The sequence below is a fragment of the Clostridioides sp. ES-S-0054-01 genome (assembly GCA_021561035.1).
Classification (GTDB): Bacteria; Bacillota; Clostridia; order Peptostreptococcales; family Peptostreptococcaceae; genus Clostridioides.
In genome coordinates, this window is record CP067346.1 from 3,099,743 (window position 1) to 3,122,046 (window position 22,304).

A 22,304-nucleotide genomic window follows, 5' to 3' on the forward strand; every position below is an offset into this window, starting at 1 on the left:
TTTTATATTTTATAGTTCACAAGTACATTTTATTTTAAAGGTTATAGTAAATTATTCATATTAATACTATCTACTATTTGGGAAACTTTATCTATATATTCTATATTATTGTACAGATTATTATAATACTTATGACTCTCATCTCTATTTCTAAAAGAATAAACTTTTTTATTTAACTTCAAAGCCTCTTTTATAATATCTATATTCCTTTTGTTTATTTCACCTATATTAAATCCAGTATCTATTATAACCTTAGAATTACTTAGGCTCTTAATGGCCAAATCGAAATTCTCATCACTTATCAACTCAAATGGCTTTTCTGTAAACATCTTTATGCCCATAGTTCTACCAATTTCATAATCAATATCATTTTCATGTATTATTCCAGAGTATAGACCTATACCTTTTTTAGTAAAAACTCTATAAATTGGTGTAGCTTTACCACCACCACCAATTATAAAAACTTCATTTTTAGATTTATTGCTAATCTCTACGGCACCTAATAGACTATTGAAATTTTTATCATCCAATTCATAAAGTGAATTTATGATATCTTCATCCACTACATCTTCAGGTTGACCATAAGCTATGACTTTATTATTCTTTATAAGAGCAACTTTATCACAACTTTTTAATGCTATATCTATTTCATGTAAGGAAAGTATTACTGAAATTGATTTTTCCTTACTTAATTTTTTTAGTATGTTTATAAGCTCTAACCTATGTTTTATATCTAAGTGAGTTGTCGGCTCATCCAATATAATTATTTCTGGCTCTTGAACTAAGGCTCTTGCAACCAATACTTTTTGTTTTTCTCCATCACTTAGTTCATCAAAATATCTTTTTTTTAAGTGTAGTGCATCTACAGATTCTAATGCTTCATCTACCAGTATTAAATCTTTTTTAGATAAACTACCAAAAAATCCTGTATATGGATACCTTCCTATATTAACTATATCTTGTACAGTCATTAAATCACCTAATAATCTATTTGTAAGCACTAAAGCCATTTTTTTCGATAATGCCTTTCTTGATATATGATTTACATCTATGTCATTTAAATATATATCCCCTTTTATTGGCGTTATAAGTTTAGATAAAGACCTTAATATAGTAGTTTTTCCAGCACCATTACTTCCTAAAAGACATAATATTTCTCCATTTTTTACCTCTATATTTATATCACTCACAACTACTTTTTTATTATATCCTACACTTAAATTATTAGTTCTCAACATATCTAAGTCCTATCCTTCCTTTTCATCAATAGCATTACTACAATCGGTGCTCCTAACAAAGATGTTATTGTACTTATTGGTAACTCTACTGGTGACAAAATTACTCTTGATATTAAATCACAAAGGGCTGTAACTATACTTCCTAAAAAGATTACTACTGGTATTAGTACCCTATTATCTGACGTCTTAAATATCAATTTTGAAATTTGAGGCACTGCAAGTCCAATAAATCCTATAGGTCCTGCAAATGCCGATACTATTGCTGCCAATATACTAGATATAAATACTATAAAAACTCTAAAAAATTTTATATTTATACCAATACTTTTTGCATACTCTTCTCCTAATAAAAAAGCATTTAAAGGTTTTATTATGAATATAGTCATCAAAAGACCTAACATACCAACTATTATAAGTATTTCTACCTTTTCCCATGTAAATCCAGAAAAGCTTCCCATAGACCATATAGTAAATTCTTTTAGTTTCTCACTATTTGCAAATGATTGTAATACGTTTGTTATACCACTACACACATATCCAGTCATAATTCCTATTATTAAAAGAGTTGTTATATTCTTTACCTTATTTGCAAATAAAATGACTATAGACATTACAATTAAAGCTCCTACAAATGCTGCTACAAATATACTCATTGAATTTATACTCTCAAATCCCAATGTGTATCCTCCCAAAATCATAAGTGCTACTGACAAAGTAGAACCTGAAGATACACCTAATATATATGGTTCAACTATTGGATTCTTAAAAAATATCTGTAGTAAAATACCAGATACTGCTAAGCATGCTCCACCTACCATAGTTGCAAGTACTCTAGGAATTCTTATATTATATATTATTTTATAATGCTCTGTATTATCCATACCTCTTAATACAACATCTATTATTTCTTTCAGCTCAATTTTTACAGAGCCAAATGCTACACACACTAAAAAAGTAAGTATCATACTTATAATTAGTCCTATAAATACTGTAGTATTCTTTATTCTCATTTTATTGATAAAATCCATTTATATACTCCTCTTAACAACCTATATTAACTAAAATCCATAAAACTCATCTTTTAGTGTCGTCTTCTATATTATTTATCATAATTTATATAATGTTTGATTTTTTCACCTGTAGTACCTGGATGAAACATCTCAATTAAATCTACTATTAATTCATCAGTCTTATCTACTGATTGATAATAATCTGGAGCAAATACCCATAAGTTACCATTTTTTACAACATCTAAATCAGCCAATATAGGTGTGCTAGATTTTATAAAGTCTAAGTTTGGGGCATAATCTGAACTTGATGAGTATACAAATATATCTGCATCCTTTGCAACTTCATGTAATTGTTCAATGCTCACTCGTCCTTCATTTGAATCTATTGAAGCACATACATTTATTCCACCAGCCATTCTTATCATATTATCTACATATGAATCTTTAGGCGCTATATAAGCATTTCCTTCATATACAGATGCCCATACAACTTTAGGCTTAGCTTTGTTCTTTATTTTTTTACTTACTTCTTCTATCCTTTGTACTGTTTTATCTAGTTCACTAGTAGCTATATCTTCTTTATCATAAAAGGCAGCTATCAAACTTGTCCACTCCATTCTTCCAAATGGATTTTGCTCTTTATATTCATTATCTACAACATAATTAAGCCCTAATTCTTTTAGTTTATCAATAAATTTTGTATCAGCTTCTGATAAACCACTACTCACTATAGTTAAATCAGGATTTAAGTCTACTATTTTCTCATAATCTGGTGCTAAGTTTGAGCCAACATAATGTATCTTTCCATCATTCATTAAATCTTTAATTTCTTTTATAGTCCAATATTGTTCTTCTGTTGTCACTGCTTTTATACTATCTAGTTCTCCTATTGTTCTTAGAGAACAAGCTTGTGTTGTGGATGCTATTAGTACATTATCTACAGGTGTTCTAACTATATTAGAATTTTTATACTTTTTAGGAATTTTAATCTTCTTAGGAATTAAAATTAGTTCTCTATTATCTCCATCAGTCACTTTTTTAATTCCATCTTCTAAATCCTCAACACTAAACCCACTTGCATATTTTAATTCTAACTTCTTACCACTACTAACTTGTGTATTATCTTTATCATTTTTACTGCATCCTATAAGACCTCCAACTAAAAAAACTACCATAACAATTAAAAAAAACTGCTTTAAAACATTTACCTTAAATTTCATCTCTTTCACTCCAATATCTTATTTTTTATGAGTGGCTAAAAAACTTTAATAATATATACTTTTTTAAAATATATCTTATTAAAATTATCTTAAAGTCATCTTTAATAAGTATAACCTTTTAATAAAATAAAAAACTTCTCCTAATTTAGAAAGGAGAAGTCTTATATATCAACTTTACAAAAAATGAATTGATATTTTCATTTTATTATAAATTACAATTTCCACCCTAAATTGAACCTATGTAATACTGGGCAGGTCTCCTGACTCACGGCTTTCCCTCTATCATCCTTCCCAAAATCTCTTACAAATCTCAGTGGATTTTGATTTCGTATCCGTATACAGTAGCGGGGGCTGTAGTGAATTTTCATCACTTTCCCTATTAAACTAATCTAGTACCCTAGTATTATTTAATTTAATTTTTGTTAAGATAATTGTAGTTTATTGTTGGCAACTTTGCAAGGTTGATTTAGCATATATTTAATTCATTCATCAATTTTTTAATCTCACATACTTGATTTTCATTTGGTTTTATAAAAGGAGCAGTCATATAATCACTTACTTTTAATCCTCTAATATTCATAGCTTTTTTCATTGCTGGTATAAATGGGTTTGTTATTGAATAAAAATCCATTGCTTTATTAATATATTTTTGAATTTCTATAACCTTATCCATATCTCTATTATTATAAGCTTCAGCCCATTTAGAACAAACTTCTGGAATTAAATTTGATAGTCCCCCTATACAACCTGCTCCTCCAGACATTAGATTATGTATAAAATTTTCGTCATAACCACTATATATCTTAAACTCTGGGAACTCTGCTTTCATAGTATTTATTAACTCTCTGGTATGTCCCATCAAAGTTACTGTATCCTTATATCCAACTATATTTTTATGCTTTCTCACAAGTCTTAGTGTAAGTTCTGGACTTAAATCATAGCCAGTTCTATCTGGATAATTATATAAATATATTTCTGCTTCTGTATTTTTAGCTATTTCACTATAAAACAATTCAATACTATCATCATCAAGAGAGAAATAATAAGGGCTTATTATCATAACTCCATCTGCTCCACTATTATGTGCATAATTTGAAAGCTCTATAGATTCATCTACACACATACGGCTTGTACCTATAAACACTTTTACTCTCTTATTTACATAACTAGTTACTAAATCTATAAGTTCTTTTTGCATATCCATAGACATATTAAAGAACTCTCCAGTACTTCCCATTATAACTAGTCCATCTACACCTCCATCTATAAGATAGTCGTATACTTTTTTATTTCCTTCTTTATCTAAATTTCCTTCTTCATCAAATATTGTAACAACCGGTGTCAAAAACTCTGCTTTCATAATTTAAACTCCTAAAATTTATTTTAATATGTTCATTAATACATTAGACCCTGTCTTAACATTGATTACATTAAAACATTTACTTAATGTAATTTTTTAAAATTCCAATACTCTCAATCTCACATTCAATTACATCTCCACTATTCATATATCGAGGAGGTGAAAAACCCATCCCTACTCCAGAAGGTGTTCCAGTAGCTATAATGTCTCCAGCCTCTAAAGTCATACCTTTTGAAAGTTCTGAAACTATGTCTGAAACGTCTGATATGAATAGCTTTGTATTAGAACTTTGTCTTTCTTCACCATTTACTCTACTACATACCTTAAGTTTTATAGGAAAAGGAACTGCACTTTTATGTAAGATACATGGACCTAAAGAGGTAAATGTATCTAATCCCTTTCCTCTAAACCATTGAACGTGCTCTTTTTGCAACTTTCTAGCAGAAATATCATTTATAACAGTGTAACCAAAGATATAATCTTCTACCTCTTTTTTTTTAATATTAACACCTGTTTTACCTATTACTACTCCAAGTTCAACTTCATAGTCTAGTTGATTATTTATATCAAAATGACCATCTATCTCATCTTCTGGTCCTATTGCTTTCGTTACACGTTTTGTAAAATAAACCGTTTTTTGGGGTTCTTCAAAACTATCATCAAAGTGAGTTTGAGTTTCTTCAAGATGCTCTTTATAGTTTACTCCCACACACAAAATATCATGTATTGGTTTTTCTATAGGAACATGTACAGTACATCTATCTCTTTTAAAAACATCATAATTGTAAAATGTACCTTCATTTATAATAGTTTTCAACTTAATAACATCTTCTTTAGATATATTTTGAACCAATTCATTTAAATCTTTAAAATTTCTACTAAGATTTAAAGAATTAATGTCTATAATAAATAATTCATCTTTAGAAAAAACTCCAGACCTTTTACACTTATTTTCTCCTTCAGTAAAACTGACAAACTTCATAATCTCACCCTTTATCAAAATTCTATGTATTTAGTTTTTCTTAAATATTATACATAGTTACATACTCTAGCTATTGCCATTTCAGTATATCCAAGAGACTCTGCTTTTGATTGTTTTCCATTTGCTACATCTACAAGCATATTTAACAAATCATCTGTTAATTCTTCCATTGTTTGTGGTCCATATATAACTGGGCTAGCATCAAAATCCATATTATCTTCCATATTTGCAAAAGTTATTTTATTCCCAGTTATTTTTATTACTGGAGCTATTGGATTTCCTGATGGAGTTCCCCTTCCTGTACTAAACACTACTATTTGTGCTCCTCCTGCTACCATACCAGCAACAGATGAAGCATCATTTCCAGGGGTATCCATTATAACAAGACCTTTTTTATCAATTTGTTTAGCATAATCATATACTTCACTTATTTGTCTATGACCACCTTTATGTATACAACCAAGCGATTTTTCTTCTAAACTTGTCAAACCACCAGCTATATTTCCAGGAGATGGATTACCTTCTCTAACTTCTTCCCCAACCAATTTTAATGAATTTTCATATCTATGTACTATATGCAATATTTTTTCTTTTACTTCTTCATTCACTGCTCTTCTAGCTAATATATGTTCCGCACCTATAAATTCAGTAGTTTCACTTAAAATTGATGTTGCACCTAAATCAACAAGTCTATCACTTAATTCACCTATTAGTGGATTTGCAGCTAATCCACTTGTTGGGTCAGACCCACCACACTCAGTTCCTAGTATAAGTTCAGATATTGGAAATTCTTCTTTTCTAAGTAAAGAAGCCTCTTGCGCCATTTCTCTAGCATAACGAACAGCCTTTTCTATAGTTTTTAAAGTTCCATGTTCTTCCTGTATTACAAGAGTTTTTATCGGTTTATTCGTTCTCTCTTTTATTGCATCAACTACCAAATCATTTTGGCAATTTTCACATCCTAAAGATACAACTATTACACCATATACATTTGGGTTTGCTGCATAACCAGCCATAACATCCATAGTTAATTGTTGGTCTGAATGTACTTGTGAACATCCATTTTGATTATTAAAGGTAACTGCACCTTGAACCTGTGATGCTATTATTCTAGTCGTATCTGATGCACACACACTAGTAGGTAATATTAATATGTGGTTTCTTATGCCAACTCTTCCATCTGGTCTTTTATATCCATAAAATTTCATACCGATTTCCTCCTAAAATAGTTTATATACTTTTTATAATTTTCATATATTATAATTTTTATTACACTCACTAATTAAACAGCTAAAGTCCTATTTAACAACTATTCAATACTAAAAGCAATGAATACAACTTTTATAACTCTATAAATATTATTTTATATATTAGTCATAACTTGTTTATCCAAGTCCTCTCTAACACTTCTAACATTATGAATATGTACATGTTGACCACTTTTTATTTCCTGATTTGCTTCTCCTATATGCTCACCATATTTAGTAACTTTATCACCTTGGGTCATATCTTTTATAGCCAATTTATGATAAATGGTTATATCATCTAGTGCTGTAATAGTTTTTATTGTTTTATCTTTTAATTTAAAACTAATTTCACTACCTTTAGTTATTGCTTCAATAGCTACTGCAACATTATCTTTTTCATCAATTATCACTGCATTTATCATTATTCTTGTTCTCCTTTATAAATAATATAATTTTATTAGCATCCTAAAATCTAATTAAAGAATTTACTATTTCAACAACAGTTCATTGTAATATGAATTAAGCTGTTATTGTCCCATCCTCATTTTGTTTTGGAAACTTAGGACATCCATACTTCTTAGCCCACCAACTAGTTATAAGAGGTACTAATATTGCAGTGACAACTACTGCGGCTGCCACTTGGGTTGTCGCTGTTGCAACATATGGTTGCCATGATGTGTCAACTAATGCAACAGCAGCAGGTACAGCAATTGCATTTCCAGCAGTTGTAGCTACAGCCCATCCTGCATATCCTGGACGTTTTCCTATAAATTTATCACAGAATACTATAAATATACCTCCTACAAATACAGATATTAATCCAAGTAGTACTCCTGATAAACCTCCTTTTAGTATACTTGCAAGATTTATACTACTACCAAGTGCAAATCCTACAAAAGGTACAAGTAAATTACATCCTGGTTCCAAAAACTCTTTCATTTTTTTGTCAAAATTACCTATTATCATACCAACAAGTATTGGCACTATTGCAGCTAATAATGACATCAAAGGTACATTTGCAAGACCTGAAGTTCCAAGAGCTATTAATGTAAAAAATGGACCATCATTTAAAGTAAGTAAACTCATAGTTGCACAATCTGTTTCATCTCCATATGAAGTCATTAGTGAAAGATATATACTACCATTACTATTTGTAACTGCACTTATAACTGCTAAAGTTGTAAGACCAAGTACTCCATCCATCCCAAATAATTTTCCTATAAGTATACCTATTAAAGCTCCTATAGCAAATTTAGAACCAAGAAGTATACCACCTCTTTTTAAAACTTTTGGCATTTCTCTAAATTGAAGCTGAGTTCCCAAGCATACCAGTTGAACCCCAATTATAGTTGCAGACCCAACACTTGAAAATACTGCTGTCGTAAATGAACCTATTTGCACAATATCTGGACAAAAGGTATTAATGAAAGCTGCTATAAACATTGGCACTATCATCATACCTGCAGGAATTTTTTTAATAAAATCCATTATCATAAAGTTACTCCTCCTAAAACATGATATTTAATTACTCTTATTAAGTTTTTAGCTTTAATTCTAACGGCCGTTTTGGTTCGTATTTAAGAACTAAGTTTTTAATTACGAATCTTTGAGTTAATGATAGCATTTTCCTATTTATGAGTCAATAAAAAAATAAATTTTTGTCAAAATTTTTTCAAATTATCTGATAATATATTGTGTATTATCAAATGACTTCATTATATGTAAAAATACAAATTATTTAAAAACTAATTTTTAATGTATAACCTTCTAAAAAAATATCTATCTGTGTTTGAATTAAGAACTCATTTATATTCAAATCTACATATTTATTTTCTACATTGTAAAATATTGCATATTGTGCTAAAATCAACATATTCTAATACTTTAAATTAATAAAAAGAGGGGGAAATTTATGACTTCAGATAATCATCGCCCAACAGCTAGGATATTAGATATTTTAGAAGCATTAGCAGAATCCGAAAATGGATATACTCTTACAGAAATAGCAGATGCTATCAATGCTCCAAAAAGTAGCATCTTTCCTATAGTTCATACACTTAGTGCTAGAAAATATATTACTATTGATAAAAACACATCCAAATATTCTATAGGGATACGTTCTTACACATTAGGGTCTTCATTTTTTGAAAAAAGAACTATTTTTAACTATATAATTGACGAAATGACTAATATAGTTAATTCTTGTTCTGAGACTTGTCAGCTTGGTATACTTGACAATAATGAAGTTCTTTATATTGGCAAAGTAGATTCTCCAGAACCAATTAGACTTATTTCTTATGTTGGAAAAAAAATACCTGCTAACTGTACAGGTCTTGGCAAAGCTCTTTTATGTGATTTTGACAAGGAAAAGCTAATAAGTTTATATCCAGATGGTCTAAAAGGCTTTACTGAAAAATCAATTACAGATTTCAATGTTTTATATGACCAGCTTCTTGAAGTTCAGAAAACACAAATAGCTTCAGAATGTGAGGAGTCAATGGAACACCTAAAATGTATTGCTGTACCAATAAGAAAAAATGGATGTATAAGAGCTGCTGTTAGTGTAACACTACCATTATTTAGAGCTAGTGAAGAAAAAATAGAACTGATAAAAAAATTACTTTTAAATGCTCAGAAAAATATTCAATCAATGATGGAAGAACGCAATGAAGACATTGTAATAAATTAGATTAATATCTTGTATATAAGGTATATTAAAAATCGTAATAATCAAAAGTTTTATTTTAAACTAATGTATTTATTTGATTTGTACAATAAAAAACAAAGTTGCTGACTTAATTACAGTAACTTTGTTTTTTATAATATTACTTGGGAAAAGATGTAGGCGTTGATAACCCTAATTTTGAATTGCTTGCAGAAAACTCTATGAAAGACACTTTTGCTGGAGCTAATCCTGTTTTCTTTGATAAAGACAAGATTATAGAACTGTTTATAAAAATATCTTAAGTATAACAACCTACCCCAAATTAATCATGTATATTTATGAGGGAGTGCCTTAAAATAGCTTTATTTTGTTAATGGCACTCTCTTATTATATTTTTTAAATTGTACTCTTTATCAGATGCTAGTATATAATCTTACTTATTTAAGAATCATTACCCTAATAAACAACTTAAACATTTTCTTAATGAATTATGACTGTTGTTGTATCTGGTATATTATCGTATATCCACTTTGCATTTTCCGTACTTAATCTTATACATCCATGACTAAGAGCTTCACCAAGTCTGCCGTCTATTATATAACTTCCTGTTGAATCATATAGTACAGAATGATAGTAATATCCACCTTTAATTCGAGTAGCATACTTAACTGAATACTCATCTGTCCCAAAAGAAGGTTTTCTTCCACTTATATAAAACATACCTGTTATAGTTGGAGTCTCAGGCTTACCTATGGTACATTGCCACTTATAAAGTTGTCCCCAGCCTCCATTATCTTTCTTAAAAATATAAGTATATTTATTTCTAAGGTCTGTTACAATTAGATAATCGCTAGTACTTTTAATATTATTTCCATTAACAAATTTAACCATATCAGTATAAAAATCCTTATAATCTAATTCATTGGGTTTATTTCCATCAGTTGATAAGAAATAATTAAAAACATATCCTGTTTTATCGTCATATACAACCTTACTCCAATCTCCATCTGCTTGAATGACCTCAACCCTAGATTTTTCAGGAATCACTGTAATTATATTGGAAGTTGTAGACTTATCTTCTCTTAAGTTTAAGTTACTCCAAGCATATTTACTTACTGATATCAAATCCTTATACACGTATCCTTCTTGAGAATTGTACATCACCTTAATCCAGTCATCTTCCTCATCTAATACCTCCATTTTAGCTCCCTGAGGTATTACAGTTATAATACTTGAATTAGTAGATTTAGCAGACCTCAAATTTACATTTGCTAAAGCATATTTATATATAGGTGCTCTGTATTTTTTAATATTTAGTTTAGTTAATTTCACACATATCCATCCTCTCATATGTCTTTTTACAACATTTTATGAAATTCGATACGTATTCGTTCTCTTATTTTCAAACTTTGCTTGTATATACTAGTAATATTGCTACATATATACTTATATATTCTCACTTATATTCATCTATTTATTTAAATTTACGATATTGCAATCTTTAATATACTCTTCAATTATACCTCTAGCTACATTAAAATAACTTATACACTTATCAATTATAACTGCATCACTACTAACTACTCTATCTAACTTTTCCAGCACAACATCTGCATTTTTTACTAGTTCTACTTCAGTTTCAATTCCCCAAGTTTTGGCGTGTTCCAATATCTTATACTTTAAATTCCCTGAGTTAGAAACTGGAGCATCTAGGTAAAATTTAAGATTCTGTGCATTGTATTTATTAAAAAATTTCCCAATCAAATTCAAAGCTTCTTCTGTCTTATCTATAATCTTATAAGTTCCCCTAAGACCTGCTAAATCTCTTATATTGCCATCACTGCCTATTACTAAAGTCCCACCAGATAACGCTACCTCTATAGCTATTATCAAATTAAAACCATCTATATGCATAATTCCTTCTTTGATTTTATCTAGAGAAATCCTCTTTGATTGTCTTATCATATTTTTTTCACTAGTACATACTGCCCTTTTTAATGCATCTCTTTGTCTTATAGAAAACTGGTATCTATCACCAACAAAGGTAACAACTGGGTCTATTTTGTAATCCCTATTTATTAACCATTCGATTTCTTCCTTTGCTTTTATAAGCCTTATTAATTCTTTACTCGAAAACCACCTTTTATCACTCACATCAAAACCTCTTTTAGATACCTTATTCATATAATTTCACCACCTTACTTTAAACATCCCACCCTATTACATTAAATATGGAGTATTTAAACTTTTAAAATAATTCTTGATGCTATTTCTTATCCATTTAAATTATCCAATATTTAAATTATACAATTTAACTCCAATTTATAATACAAAATAATAAATTCTACATTATATTTATAACTTTGCAACATAAAAAGGATACTATTAATAATTTATTGTAGTATCCTTTCTATAAAATCTATTTATAATGATAATTTTAGGCTTTATATATTAAATTTATACTATACTTCTTTTATCATATTAGGAGATAGAATATCATTAAGAGCTTCTGTCATAGTTGGATGTGCATAAACACGGTCTCTTAAGTATGTATACTCTACTTCTAAATCTACAGCTAATTGAATTAAATGTATAATCTCACTTGAATCTTCACATATCATAGTAGCTCCAAGTATCTTATTTGATTTTTTGTCTATTACAATTTTTATAAACCCATCTGTCTTACCAATCTGCTTAGCTCTTGGAATTGCTTCAACTGGCATCTTTGCTACTAATACTTCATATCCTTTTTCCTTAGCTTGCTTAACATTAAGTCCAACTCTTGAGAATGCTGGGCTTATAAATATAGAATTTGGTATATTTTTTCTATCGCTAGTTGTTCTAGTCTTATTTCCAAATAGCTGATTAATAATTATACGATAATCATCTAATGAAATGTAAGTAAATTGTGGACCTCCATTTATATCTCCTATAGCCCATATATGCTCTTTATTAGTCTTAAGAGCATCTGATACTTTAATAAATCCTCTTTCATTTAATTCTATACCTGCATTTTCTAATCCTAGACCTTCAGTGTTTGCCTTTCTTCCTGTAGCCACAAGTATCATATTACTTGCTAATTCTTTAAATTTACCATCTACTTCATATTCTACTATAGCTAATTTAGAAACTTCTTTAATCTCTTTTATCTTTGCATTATTTATAATTTTTACATTTCTCTTTTCAAGTAATTTTATTATTTCTTCGGAGTCTTCAGTATCTTCATTTGGTAAAATACCATTATTGGAATTTAGTATTGTAACTTCTGCTCCAAATAAACTGTAAATACCAGCAAACTCTAGACCTATAAAACCAGCTCCTATTATTGTCATTTTTTTAGGTAGAGTTCTTAGATTCATAAGAGACTCACTATCATATACTATATTCTTATTATCAACACCTTTAATATTAGGTATAAATGGTCTTGAGCCAGTATTAACAAATATCTTATCTGCTACTAACTCATAAATTTCAGTTTCATTTTTAACTTGAACCGTCTTTTCATCAATAAAAGTTCCCATTCCTGTAAATATAGTTACATTGTCATTTGAATTTAATTTATTATAGTTAGCTTCTCTAAGTTTTGTAATTAAAGTTTCTTTCTTATCTATAGCTTTCTCATACTCAACTTGAGCTTCATCCCAAGAATTTATATGTTTTGCCTTTACACTATTTGCTGAATTCTCCAAGCTTTTAGTTGGTATACATGCCACATTTATACAAGTTCCACCGTACATCTTGTTTGACTTTTCTATTAAGGCTACTTTTAATCCTCTGTTTGCCAAATCTCCTGCTAATGTTTTTCCACCTTTTCCAAATCCTATTATTATTGCATCAAATGTTTTTTTCATATAATTCAACCCTTTCCTGTGTTATTTATACATTTACTATAACAAGATTATATGGATAGCACAATTAGGCACTTTTTTGTAACCTTACATTTATTTATAAGTTTATACTTAAAGATTTTAATTTACTTGTTTCTCTGATTTTCAATAAAAGATGCCATAGTCTCTTTATCCATAGCTCCTGGAATATACTGAGTTACATATCCTTCTTTATCAATTATAAATGTAGTTGGAAAAGCATTAATTCCATATTGATATGCTAATGCTCCATCTTCATCAAGCGCAACTGGGAAAGTATATCCTTGTTCTTTTAAGAAGTTAACAACATGTTCCCTTGAACCCTCTCTACCTAAGTTAGGTGAAGCTACTCCTAAGATTACTACATCTTCATTATTTTTCTTATAGTCTTTATATAATTGTTCTATATGAGGCATTTCTTCTTTACATGGAGGACACCATGTAGCCCAGAAATTTAAGAATACAACTTTACCTTCATAGTCACTTAATTTATGTGTTTTACCATATTGGTCTGTTAAAGTAAAATCAATAGATTTTATCCTATCTTCATCATTAGCCCCTGTATCATTGTCTTCATTATTAGAGTTTTTTTGACTATCATTATTACTTGAGTTTTCTTCTTTATCATTAGAATTTTCTCGTTTATTCTCTTCTTGCTTACTTTCAATTTTACTATTTTGTGACATATTAAAATGTTTGCTTATACTTCCAAACCCATTTACCATCATCAATATACCTGACACTATAAGTATAAGTCCACCTATTTTTTTAATAATTTCCATATTGGACTTTATTTTATCTATAGCTTTAAATAGTTTACTGTAAAACATAGCTGTAATTATGAATGGCAAAATGAATCCAACAGTATATACTGCTATTAAAAGGTTGGCACTAAGATGATTACTTGAACTTGAAACCATTACTAATACAGATGCCAATATTGGACCAATACAAGGTGTCCACCCAAAACTAAATGTAAAACCTAATAAAAAAGCTGTTATTGCTTTCATTTCTTTAAACTTCACATTAAATCTTTTTTCTCTATTTAATATTGAAGATTTAATTATTCCCATATAAAATAATCCCATGATAATAATTATAATCCCACCAATGAACATTATTAAATCTTTATTCTCATTAAAAAACATACTCAATACTCTTACTGATGAACCTAATATAAAAAATGTCGTTGATATTCCAAGAACAAAGAATATAGTATTTTTAAATAGAGAACTTCCTATAAAGCTTGTCTTTCCTTCTTTTAGATTATCTACACTGCTATTTGACAATATACTCAAATAAATAGGTAAGATTGGCAATATACATGGTGAAAAAAAAGATACTATACCTTCTATAAATACTAAAAATAAATTTACATTTTGCAAACTAAAATTCCTCCTTATTTTGTTTTCAATATTACAATCTTATTTTCAAATCAGAATCTAATTAAAAAATTATGTAACTTTAATACCTTTTTATACTCATCGTTTAATTGAATCCTTATTAATTCGAGAACAAATTCTATGATTTATTTATTACAATTTAAATTTTTATTGCTCCACATAATCATTTTTTCCATAACAGGAAGTAACAGTAATCCTGATTCACTTAAAAAATACGTTGACTCTACAATATTATTAACCATCTTTTTTTGATTGACTATAATTCCTTGTTCAATTAAAAAATCTAATTGTTGAGTTAACATTTTCTTGCTACATTCTGGTATAGCTCTTTGCAACTCTCCAAATCGTTTTTTATCTTTTTGTATTTCCCATATTATTATAGCTACCCACTTTTTACCCAATATACTTGATAAAGCCTCTACTGGACAATCATATATCATATCATCTATGTTGTACATTTTATTCTCCTCTTTTCTTTATTTAATTATTAGATAAGCTTTTATAGAAGTGTATTTACAAACTCCATAAATACACCTATCTTTACTTAATTAAAATTTTTATTGTATATACTCATACAACCAACTATTTTAAGTCTTATATAATTAATATATCAGTTTTATAAATACATAACAATTGGTCACTTTTTTGTAACTACATAAAAATATCTTTGATTTCATACAAAAAAGAGTGCCTCATAAACTAAAAAGTTCATCTTGAGACACTCACTTGAATAATAAACTTATTCTTACATTTATAAATCTAATAATATTGAAACAACATCAAAAGGTGCTATTTCATATACTTGTTCTTCTTCTAATTCCTCTATTGCATTTACTATTTTCCCGTTTCTTCTTTTAAATATTTGCTCATCTAATATTATTTTCTTACTAGTTGGGTTTTCCAATCTTATTACAAATTTTTCTTTACTATAGTAAGAAGGATAACAGGCTGACACAAGATAGTTTTCTGGTAAAGATATTATTTCCAATTCTCTACTTACAGATTTTTCAACAATTGATTTTTGAATCTTATTATCTATACGATATAAAAAGAAATTGTAGTCTTGTAATTGATAATTTACACATTCCTGTAGATAATTATGAGTTAAACTTGCAACTTCTGATTCATCAAATGGTTTGGAACTCATATATATTGCAAATGAAAATTCTACTTCTTTAAGTATTTGGGCTTTCTCGGTTTTAATTCTTATATGACCCTTTTTAGTTGTGTCACCAGAAGCACGCCCCGGCCTATATAATAAATCCGGCTTTCCTAGTTCATCTGTAGTAGCAAGCAAGGTCAATGCAATTTCATCTTCAACATGTTGATACTCTTTTATTCCTCTAGTAAATACAGTACAACTTCTATTTTGATTTGTCAGCGTAATATTGCTTTCCAAAGGCTCTAAATCTACAGGCATTTCACTATAAATATCTTCCCAGTTGTCTAAAACTCCATTTTCTCTTGTTATGTATCCAAATGGTAATGATGCTATGTTTTTATTATCTTTTATACCAGTTTTTACATGAACACGTAGTCTATGACTATATACTGTATTATCAACACAAAGTTTTATATCTATCAATGGATTCTCTTTTGATAAGATAATACTCGCTTTTACATTTAATTTTCCATTAAGATGTTTGTTTTTTCTATCTTCTAGTGTCAATGGTAGCAAAGTAGTACCTTCAACCACTATTTTTTCATATCCTAAAGTTTTTTCTGTAGACACTTTATCAAATAATAGTTTTATATCCTCATCATCTTTCAATGGAGAAAAATCATAGGTGTCTCCAGCATTTCCACTGTCCCTTAATGTTAAAAAGTTTGATATATAAGTTTCATCTTTAAGCTGTAAATTTAAGGCTCCATCTTTATATATTACCTTATAGTTATCATTAGATATAAAAGTATCATTAGATTTATTAAGTGACAACATCTCTTCATTACTCGATTCAAAACTAATAACTTTATATCCAAGTGCAGGAAGCTTTACATTTATTCTTACTTTTAATATATAATAACCTGGTTCTTCAATAAATATATTACCAGCAGGTGTTTCTTCTAATACGTTTTCTCTTGGCTTAACATAAGTTTCTTCAATTATAGTTGCATCTAAATTATCTCTAAAACAAATATTTTTACTATCACTTATAACTTGTATCTCTTTATATCCATTAAAAATTTTAGCTTCTGTATTGAATAATAAAATATCATTTTTAGATAGTTTTAGACCTTCTGAAATTTTTTTAACAATAGTATTTTCAATACTGTCACATATTTCATTTGCTTCTCTTATACGGTGAAGAATATCATCTGTTACAGTATCAGTTACACATCCAGCTAAACTATCGTGTGCTTGTCCTTCTAAAAGTTTTTTCCATGTATCTATAAGTAATTGATTGCTTATTTCAATTTTGCTCTTTTTAGCAATCACTAATAACGGCTCTATTCTTTTAATCAGCTTATTTTCTAGTTTGTCACATGCTAATTTTATGTCCATTCTACTAGAACCAATTGATTTATGTATTCTTGCCAGTACAGGCTCTCTAAATTCACCTCTATAACTTTCTAATGACTCTATGGATTTTACATATTTCAAAAACGCTTGATATGAACTTGTTATATATGAATACTTTCCAATGTCATTAATCGCTTTAATTTTATTCTTAAAATCACCAATTATATTTAGCTGGTCATTTCCTGAAGGTATTAATACTTCATCTACATCACTATATGATTTAATAAAATCAATAGCTGGGTCTAAACGTCCATTAACATACTTTGATGAAGGTTCTAACAGCATACCAGTTCCATATCCATGTGGCATATTTACAGCATATATATAACTTTCTCCATTTAAACTTTTCCATTTAAAATATGGTGATTGAACTTGTTTACCAAGATGTATACCTCTCCAAAAGAATATATTGTCAATACCTACATGCTTTAATAATATAGGCATCTGGGCATTAAATCCAAATGTATCTGGCAAATACCCAATTTTCATATACTTACCATATTTTTTACTTTCAAAAATTCCAATCATTAAGTTTCTTAAGATAGACTCTCCTCTAGCAAAGAATGCATCTGTTTGAGTAAACCATGGTCCAATATGTAATCTTTCTTCTTTTATTAACTTTTTAATAATTTCTATCTTTTCTTTGTGTAATTGTACATAATCATCCAAAATAGAAAGTTGTCCATCAAGTACAAAACTTACATCTGGATTACGTTCTAGTTCGTCAATGATATCTGTAAATAGTTGTTCACTAAGTACTAATGCATCTCCAGAGGTAAAATACCATTCTCTATCCCAGTGTGTATGATTAACAATATGCGCTTTTATCATTTACTCTCCTCTGTTCTTTATATTTAAATTTAAGCTTCCCACTCTGCTTCGTCAAAATCCTCATCATCAAATTCATCTTCTTCAATAACTGGATTTCCACGTAATACTATAACTAAACCAGCCACAATTATTGTTCCAACTGCTATTGATAATATATACATTGGCCAGTTTTCTACTGTAAACCACCCATAAAATCCACTAATTGGAGTTGCATTTACTGAACCTAAGCCAACTGCCATAGCTGAAGCGATTGCAGTTCCAATTACACATGAAGGTATTACTTTTAATGGAGATTCTACTGCAAAAGGAATTGCTCCTTCACTTACTCCAATTAGCCCCATTATAAGAGATGATTTACCAGCTTCACGTAACTGCTTATTATATTTTTGTTTTGCCAATATAGTAGCAAGACCTAATCCTAATGGTGGTATAACGATTCCTACCATTGCAGCTGTATTAGGTGCATAAATTCCACTTGTTAATAATGCAAGTGAAGTAGTCAAAGCTGCTTTATTAACTGGTCCACCTAGGTCAACCGCCATCATAGCTCCAATAATCGCTGCCATTAGTATCTGATTTGTGCCTGATAACCCATTTAACCAATTTTCTAATCCTGTATTTAATGTTGCAAAAGGAATACCTATAACATAATTGATTAATATGACAGTGATTAAGGTTCCAAAGACCGGTACTATAAATATTGGAACTATTGAAGCTGCTGATTTTGGTAACTTGACATGATTTTTAATAAATAAACATGTGTATCCTGCTATTAAACCAACTGCCAAAGCACCTAAAAAACCTGCCCCTATATCTTTTGCAATCATCCCACCAACAAGACCTGGTACTATAGCTAATTTATCTGCTATAGAAAATCCTATAAATGCAGCAATTACAGGAAACATTAATCCTAAAGCAGTTCCCCCAAAGCCATCTAAATCATGTAATATTCTTACAATACTATTAGCATTTTCTGCATATTTTGCATCCCATATATCTGGTATGTTATAGAAAGAACCACCTACACGAGATATTGCCATTATCATAGCTCCTGCAATTACTAATGGAATCATATATGAAATTCCTGTTAAGACATGCTTTTTTAACTCAGAGACTATCTTTTTTAACATTATATTTCCCCCCATTTATTTAGTGTCAATTAACTTTAGTGCATCATTTATTACTTTCTCTGCATCCTTTATAGGAGCATTAACTGGTACTTCCAATATTTCTTTACCTTCAAAACGTTCAGCATTTCTAACTTTAGTATCTACTGCAAATATTACTACTTCTGCAATTTGTGCATCTTTTGCAGTTAATTCATTGTCGATACCTGTAGCTCCTTGTGTTTCAACTTTTATAAGGTGTCCCATCTTTTTCGAAGCTTTCTTTAATGCTTGTGCTGCCATATATGTATGTGCAACTCCTGTTGCACATGCTGTTACTGCTATAATTTTTCTTTTCATGTCTACATCTCTCCTTCATTAAATATATTAATTATTTCTTGTGCTGAATTAGCTAATTTTAGTGCATCCACATTATCATCATCCATAAGCTTAGTTGCCAGTTTAGATAATAATACAAGATGATTACTATCCTTATCAATATTACTTATAGCCAGTAAAAAAATATTATCTACTGGTTTTTCATCTAAAGCATCCCACTCAATCTTATTTTTAGTTTTTGCAAATATGATAGAAGATTTCTTGACAGCATTGCTTTTTCCATGTGGAATAGCAATACCATTACCAATACCTGTAGTTGCATGTTCTTCTCTTTCTAAAACAGACTTAACATATTCTTCTTCATTATCCACAATCCCATTTTCAACAAATATACTACTTAATTTTTTTATTGTTTCTTCCTTTGTAATTGTATTAAGATTAAAAACAATTTGTTCTTTTTTCAATACATCTGATATTTTCACTATATATTCTCCTCCATTAGCAAATCGTACACTTCTTTTGGTGAAGTTGCACTTAATATGTCATTTATATTTTTTTTATTGTCAATGAAATCATAAAAAACTTCATATATTTCATCAAGCTCTAAGTTTTTGTCATTTTCTAATGAAATAAAGAAAATAACTTCTACATTTTCACTTCCCCATATAATAGGATTTTTTAAAGTTGCAACAGATATATTAGATTTTTTAATATAGCTAGGACTAGCATGAGGTGTAGCTATTGATTGAAAAGATGTATAAGATAAACGTTCTCTCTCAATTGCACTTTCAGCTATACCTTCTTTTGCAAAACCTTTTTTTACCAAGTTACCTGTTATACATTTAATTGCATCTTCATAATTTGAAACTTCCATATTTAATAAAATGTTTTCTTCAAATATTAAATTTTTGAAAGATTTATATTTCTTATAAGTATTTCTTGAAATATTCTGTATATTCCTTTCTAATGTTCTTATATCACTTTCGTTTAAAATAGGGCTAACTACTATTGTTGGAATATTTTCTAACTCTAAATAAATAGTACTTATTACTAAGTCTGCATCAATTTTACTGGATACTAATTCTTGCACAGAAAGTATTTTTTCAATTTTTATCCTAGGGAAATATTTTTTTATTCTTGCAGATAATAATCTAGATGAACCTAGTCCTGTACTACACACCAAAATTACTCTAATACTTTGTGGAAATTCTTTTATTCTTTCCCTAAAAGCTTCAAAATGCAGTGCTATATAAGCACATTCATCATCATTTATCCTAATATCATATATAAACTCAATTACTTTCTTTAAATCTAAAGCTTGTTCAAATGATAAAGAAAAGTTTTGTTTAATTGTATTTACATATGGATTTTTAATACTAAGCCCATATGTCAATCTATTTATTGATGAATGGACATGCGTAGTCAATCCATCAATCAAATCCTTGTCATAGGCTGTCTCATACAATGTATTTTTAATAATTTCTCGAAGATTTGAGATATTATTTGTATTTGTCTCATAAGGATTAACTGAAGTATTTTTTAATTCAGTAGTATCTCTATGTTGGTTAGCTGCTACTAAATGTAGATTTATATATCCAATTTCAGATTTTGGCAATAATATAGAAAACTTCTCCTCTAGTTGTGTTGCTAAATAATTGGTATTTAACATTTGATTATTTTCTATATTCCCAGTATGCAAACTTTCTTCTATATATTCACCTCTTCTAATTCTCTCTACTGCTATGGCTAGATGAATAACCAATGACTGAAATTCATAATCAGAAAACTCAAATTCTCTTTCTCTACTGAAGTTCCTAAGAATATCTATAATTATAGATAAATCATCTTCAGAAAAAATACCATTTACATCTGCTTGTATCTTTTCAAATGCTTGATAAAAGCTTTCTTGCTCTTGCTTAATATACCAGTTTCTACTCCAAAATTTATGTATAAACTTAGCAGTAAGTTGCCTTTTATCTCTTTCACTTATATTTAACTTTATTCCCTTACTAGGTTTTTTATATATGGAAATTCCTTCATTTTTTAGCAGTTTTTCAACTTCGGCTAAATCTCTTTCAATAGTTCCACGACTTATATATAGTTCGTCAGAAAGTTGTTGTATAGTAATATAATCATTACTTTTTAACAGTACTGAATATATATAAATAACCCTCTCCTGTCTGGTTGTAGGAATTTGACTTCCTTTATTATCTAGGTAAGGAAGTATTTTTTTTAAATCTCCATCAATATAAACACCTACCTTAGGTTTTCTCACTAAAGAAAGACCTATCTTTTTAAGCACTACTTGTACTTCTTTAAGAGATTTTGAAACTGTTTTTTCTGAAACATCTAAATCATCTGCTATTGCTTTTACAGTTGTATGACCTTCTTTTAATAAAAACTTTATTATTTTAATTTCACGATTTTGAATCATATCAGTTAACATTTTCAATTTTGCTCCTTCCCCTTGTCTTTATTTTAATGGAAAATGTTTTTCTAAAAAACTACTAATATTT

19 protein-coding genes, 1 pseudogene and 1 riboswitch are annotated in these 22,304 nt (G+C 28.8%); of the genes and pseudogenes, 2 read left to right on the top strand and 18 right to left on the bottom strand.

Going from position 1 to position 22,304, the window contains the following annotated elements:
- Positions 1-41 precede the first annotated feature (41 nt).
- From JJC02_14315 to JJC02_14350, 8 genes are all read right to left on the bottom strand, one after another.
- Positions 42-1,238 (bottom strand): ABC transporter ATP-binding protein, encoded by a 1,197-nt coding sequence (locus JJC02_14315; protein ID UDN54060.1) that lies wholly within the window; start codon positions 1,236-1,238, stop codon positions 42-44.
- 2 nt (positions 1,239-1,240) lie between these two features.
- Positions 1,241-2,266 carry an iron ABC transporter permease gene (locus tag JJC02_14320; protein UDN54061.1) on the bottom strand — a complete coding sequence of 342 codons (1,026 nt, stop codon included), beginning with the start codon at positions 2,264-2,266 and terminating at the stop codon, positions 1,241-1,243.
- Positions 2,267-2,337: 71 nt separating this feature from the next.
- Positions 2,338-3,468 (bottom strand): ABC transporter substrate-binding protein, encoded by a 1,131-nt coding sequence (locus tag JJC02_14325; GenBank protein ID UDN54062.1) that lies wholly within the window; start codon positions 3,466-3,468, stop codon positions 2,338-2,340.
- A gap of 232 nt (positions 3,469-3,700) precedes the next feature.
- A riboswitch (cobalamin riboswitch) is annotated at positions 3,701-3,883 on the bottom strand.
- Between the two features lie 51 nt (positions 3,884-3,934).
- The gene (locus JJC02_14330; GenBank protein ID UDN54063.1) at positions 3,935-4,828 is read right to left on the bottom strand and encodes a dihydrodipicolinate synthase family protein; all 894 of its coding nucleotides are present in this window, start codon (positions 4,826-4,828) and stop codon (positions 3,935-3,937) included.
- A gap of 79 nt (positions 4,829-4,907) precedes the next feature.
- Positions 4,908-5,810, bottom strand: coding sequence for a fumarylacetoacetate hydrolase family protein (locus tag JJC02_14335; GenBank protein UDN54064.1), 903 nt, complete (start codon positions 5,808-5,810; stop codon positions 4,908-4,910).
- Positions 5,811-5,857: 47 nt separating this feature from the next.
- Positions 5,858-7,018 carry a UxaA family hydrolase gene (locus JJC02_14340; GenBank protein UDN54065.1) on the bottom strand — a complete coding sequence of 387 codons (1,161 nt, stop codon included), beginning with the start codon at positions 7,016-7,018 and terminating at the stop codon, positions 5,858-5,860.
- A gap of 155 nt (positions 7,019-7,173) precedes the next feature.
- Positions 7,174-7,479, bottom strand: coding sequence for a UxaA family hydrolase (locus JJC02_14345; protein UDN54066.1), 306 nt, complete (start codon positions 7,477-7,479; stop codon positions 7,174-7,176).
- Positions 7,480-7,576: 97 nt separating this feature from the next.
- On the bottom strand, positions 7,577-8,551 hold the full coding sequence (locus JJC02_14350; GenBank protein ID UDN54067.1) for a 2-keto-3-deoxygluconate permease: 975 nt from the start codon (positions 8,549-8,551) through the stop codon (positions 7,577-7,579).
- A gap of 418 nt (positions 8,552-8,969) precedes the next feature.
- Here JJC02_14350 and JJC02_14355 point away from each other — a divergent pair, with 418 nt between their 5' ends.
- Positions 8,970-9,746 (top strand): IclR family transcriptional regulator, encoded by a 777-nt coding sequence (locus JJC02_14355; GenBank protein ID UDN54068.1) that lies wholly within the window; start codon positions 8,970-8,972, stop codon positions 9,744-9,746.
- Between the two features lie 146 nt (positions 9,747-9,892).
- Positions 9,893-10,024: pseudogene (locus tag JJC02_14360) on the top strand (lactaldehyde reductase).
- A gap of 178 nt (positions 10,025-10,202) precedes the next feature.
- Here JJC02_14360 and JJC02_14365 read toward each other — a convergent pair.
- The 10 genes from JJC02_14365 to JJC02_14410 all read right to left on the bottom strand — a co-directional run bounded on the left by JJC02_14365 (position 10,203) and on the right by JJC02_14410 (position 22,234).
- On the bottom strand, positions 10,203-11,072 hold the full coding sequence (locus JJC02_14365) for an SH3 domain-containing protein (GenBank protein UDN54069.1): 870 nt from the start codon (positions 11,070-11,072) through the stop codon (positions 10,203-10,205).
- Positions 11,073-11,192: 120 nt separating this feature from the next.
- Positions 11,193-11,906 carry a DUF434 domain-containing protein gene (locus tag JJC02_14370; protein UDN54070.1) on the bottom strand — a complete coding sequence of 238 codons (714 nt, stop codon included), beginning with the start codon at positions 11,904-11,906 and terminating at the stop codon, positions 11,193-11,195.
- Positions 11,907-12,184: 278 nt separating this feature from the next.
- Positions 12,185-13,573 (bottom strand): NAD(P)/FAD-dependent oxidoreductase, encoded by a 1,389-nt coding sequence (locus JJC02_14375; protein ID UDN54071.1) that lies wholly within the window; start codon positions 13,571-13,573, stop codon positions 12,185-12,187.
- Positions 13,574-13,695: 122 nt separating this feature from the next.
- A complete protein-coding gene (locus JJC02_14380) occupies positions 13,696-14,973 on the bottom strand; it encodes a redoxin family protein (GenBank protein ID UDN54072.1) in 1,278 nt (425 codons plus the stop codon).
- Positions 14,974-15,116: 143 nt separating this feature from the next.
- On the bottom strand, positions 15,117-15,449 hold the full coding sequence (locus JJC02_14385; protein UDN54073.1) for a helix-turn-helix transcriptional regulator: 333 nt from the start codon (positions 15,447-15,449) through the stop codon (positions 15,117-15,119).
- A gap of 293 nt (positions 15,450-15,742) precedes the next feature.
- Entirely contained in the window at positions 15,743-18,343 is a 2,601-nt protein-coding gene (locus JJC02_14390) for an alpha-mannosidase (GenBank protein UDN54074.1), read from the bottom strand.
- A 29-nt stretch (positions 18,344-18,372) separates the two neighbouring features.
- Positions 18,373-19,473, bottom strand: coding sequence for a PTS fructose transporter subunit IIC (locus JJC02_14395; protein UDN54075.1), 1,101 nt, complete (start codon positions 19,471-19,473; stop codon positions 18,373-18,375).
- A 15-nt stretch (positions 19,474-19,488) separates the two neighbouring features.
- On the bottom strand, positions 19,489-19,809 hold the full coding sequence (locus tag JJC02_14400; GenBank protein ID UDN54076.1) for a PTS fructose transporter subunit IIB: 321 nt from the start codon (positions 19,807-19,809) through the stop codon (positions 19,489-19,491).
- Between the two features lie 2 nt (positions 19,810-19,811).
- Positions 19,812-20,270, bottom strand: a complete 459-nt coding sequence (locus JJC02_14405; protein ID UDN54077.1) for a PTS sugar transporter subunit IIA — start codon at positions 20,268-20,270, stop codon at positions 19,812-19,814.
- Positions 20,270-22,234: a transcription antiterminator gene (locus JJC02_14410; GenBank protein UDN54078.1), complete on the bottom strand. Its 1,965-nt coding sequence runs from the start codon at positions 22,232-22,234 to the stop codon at positions 20,270-20,272. Before JJC02_14410 ends, JJC02_14405 begins: the two co-directional genes overlap by 1 nt.
- Positions 22,235-22,304 lie beyond the last annotated feature (70 nt).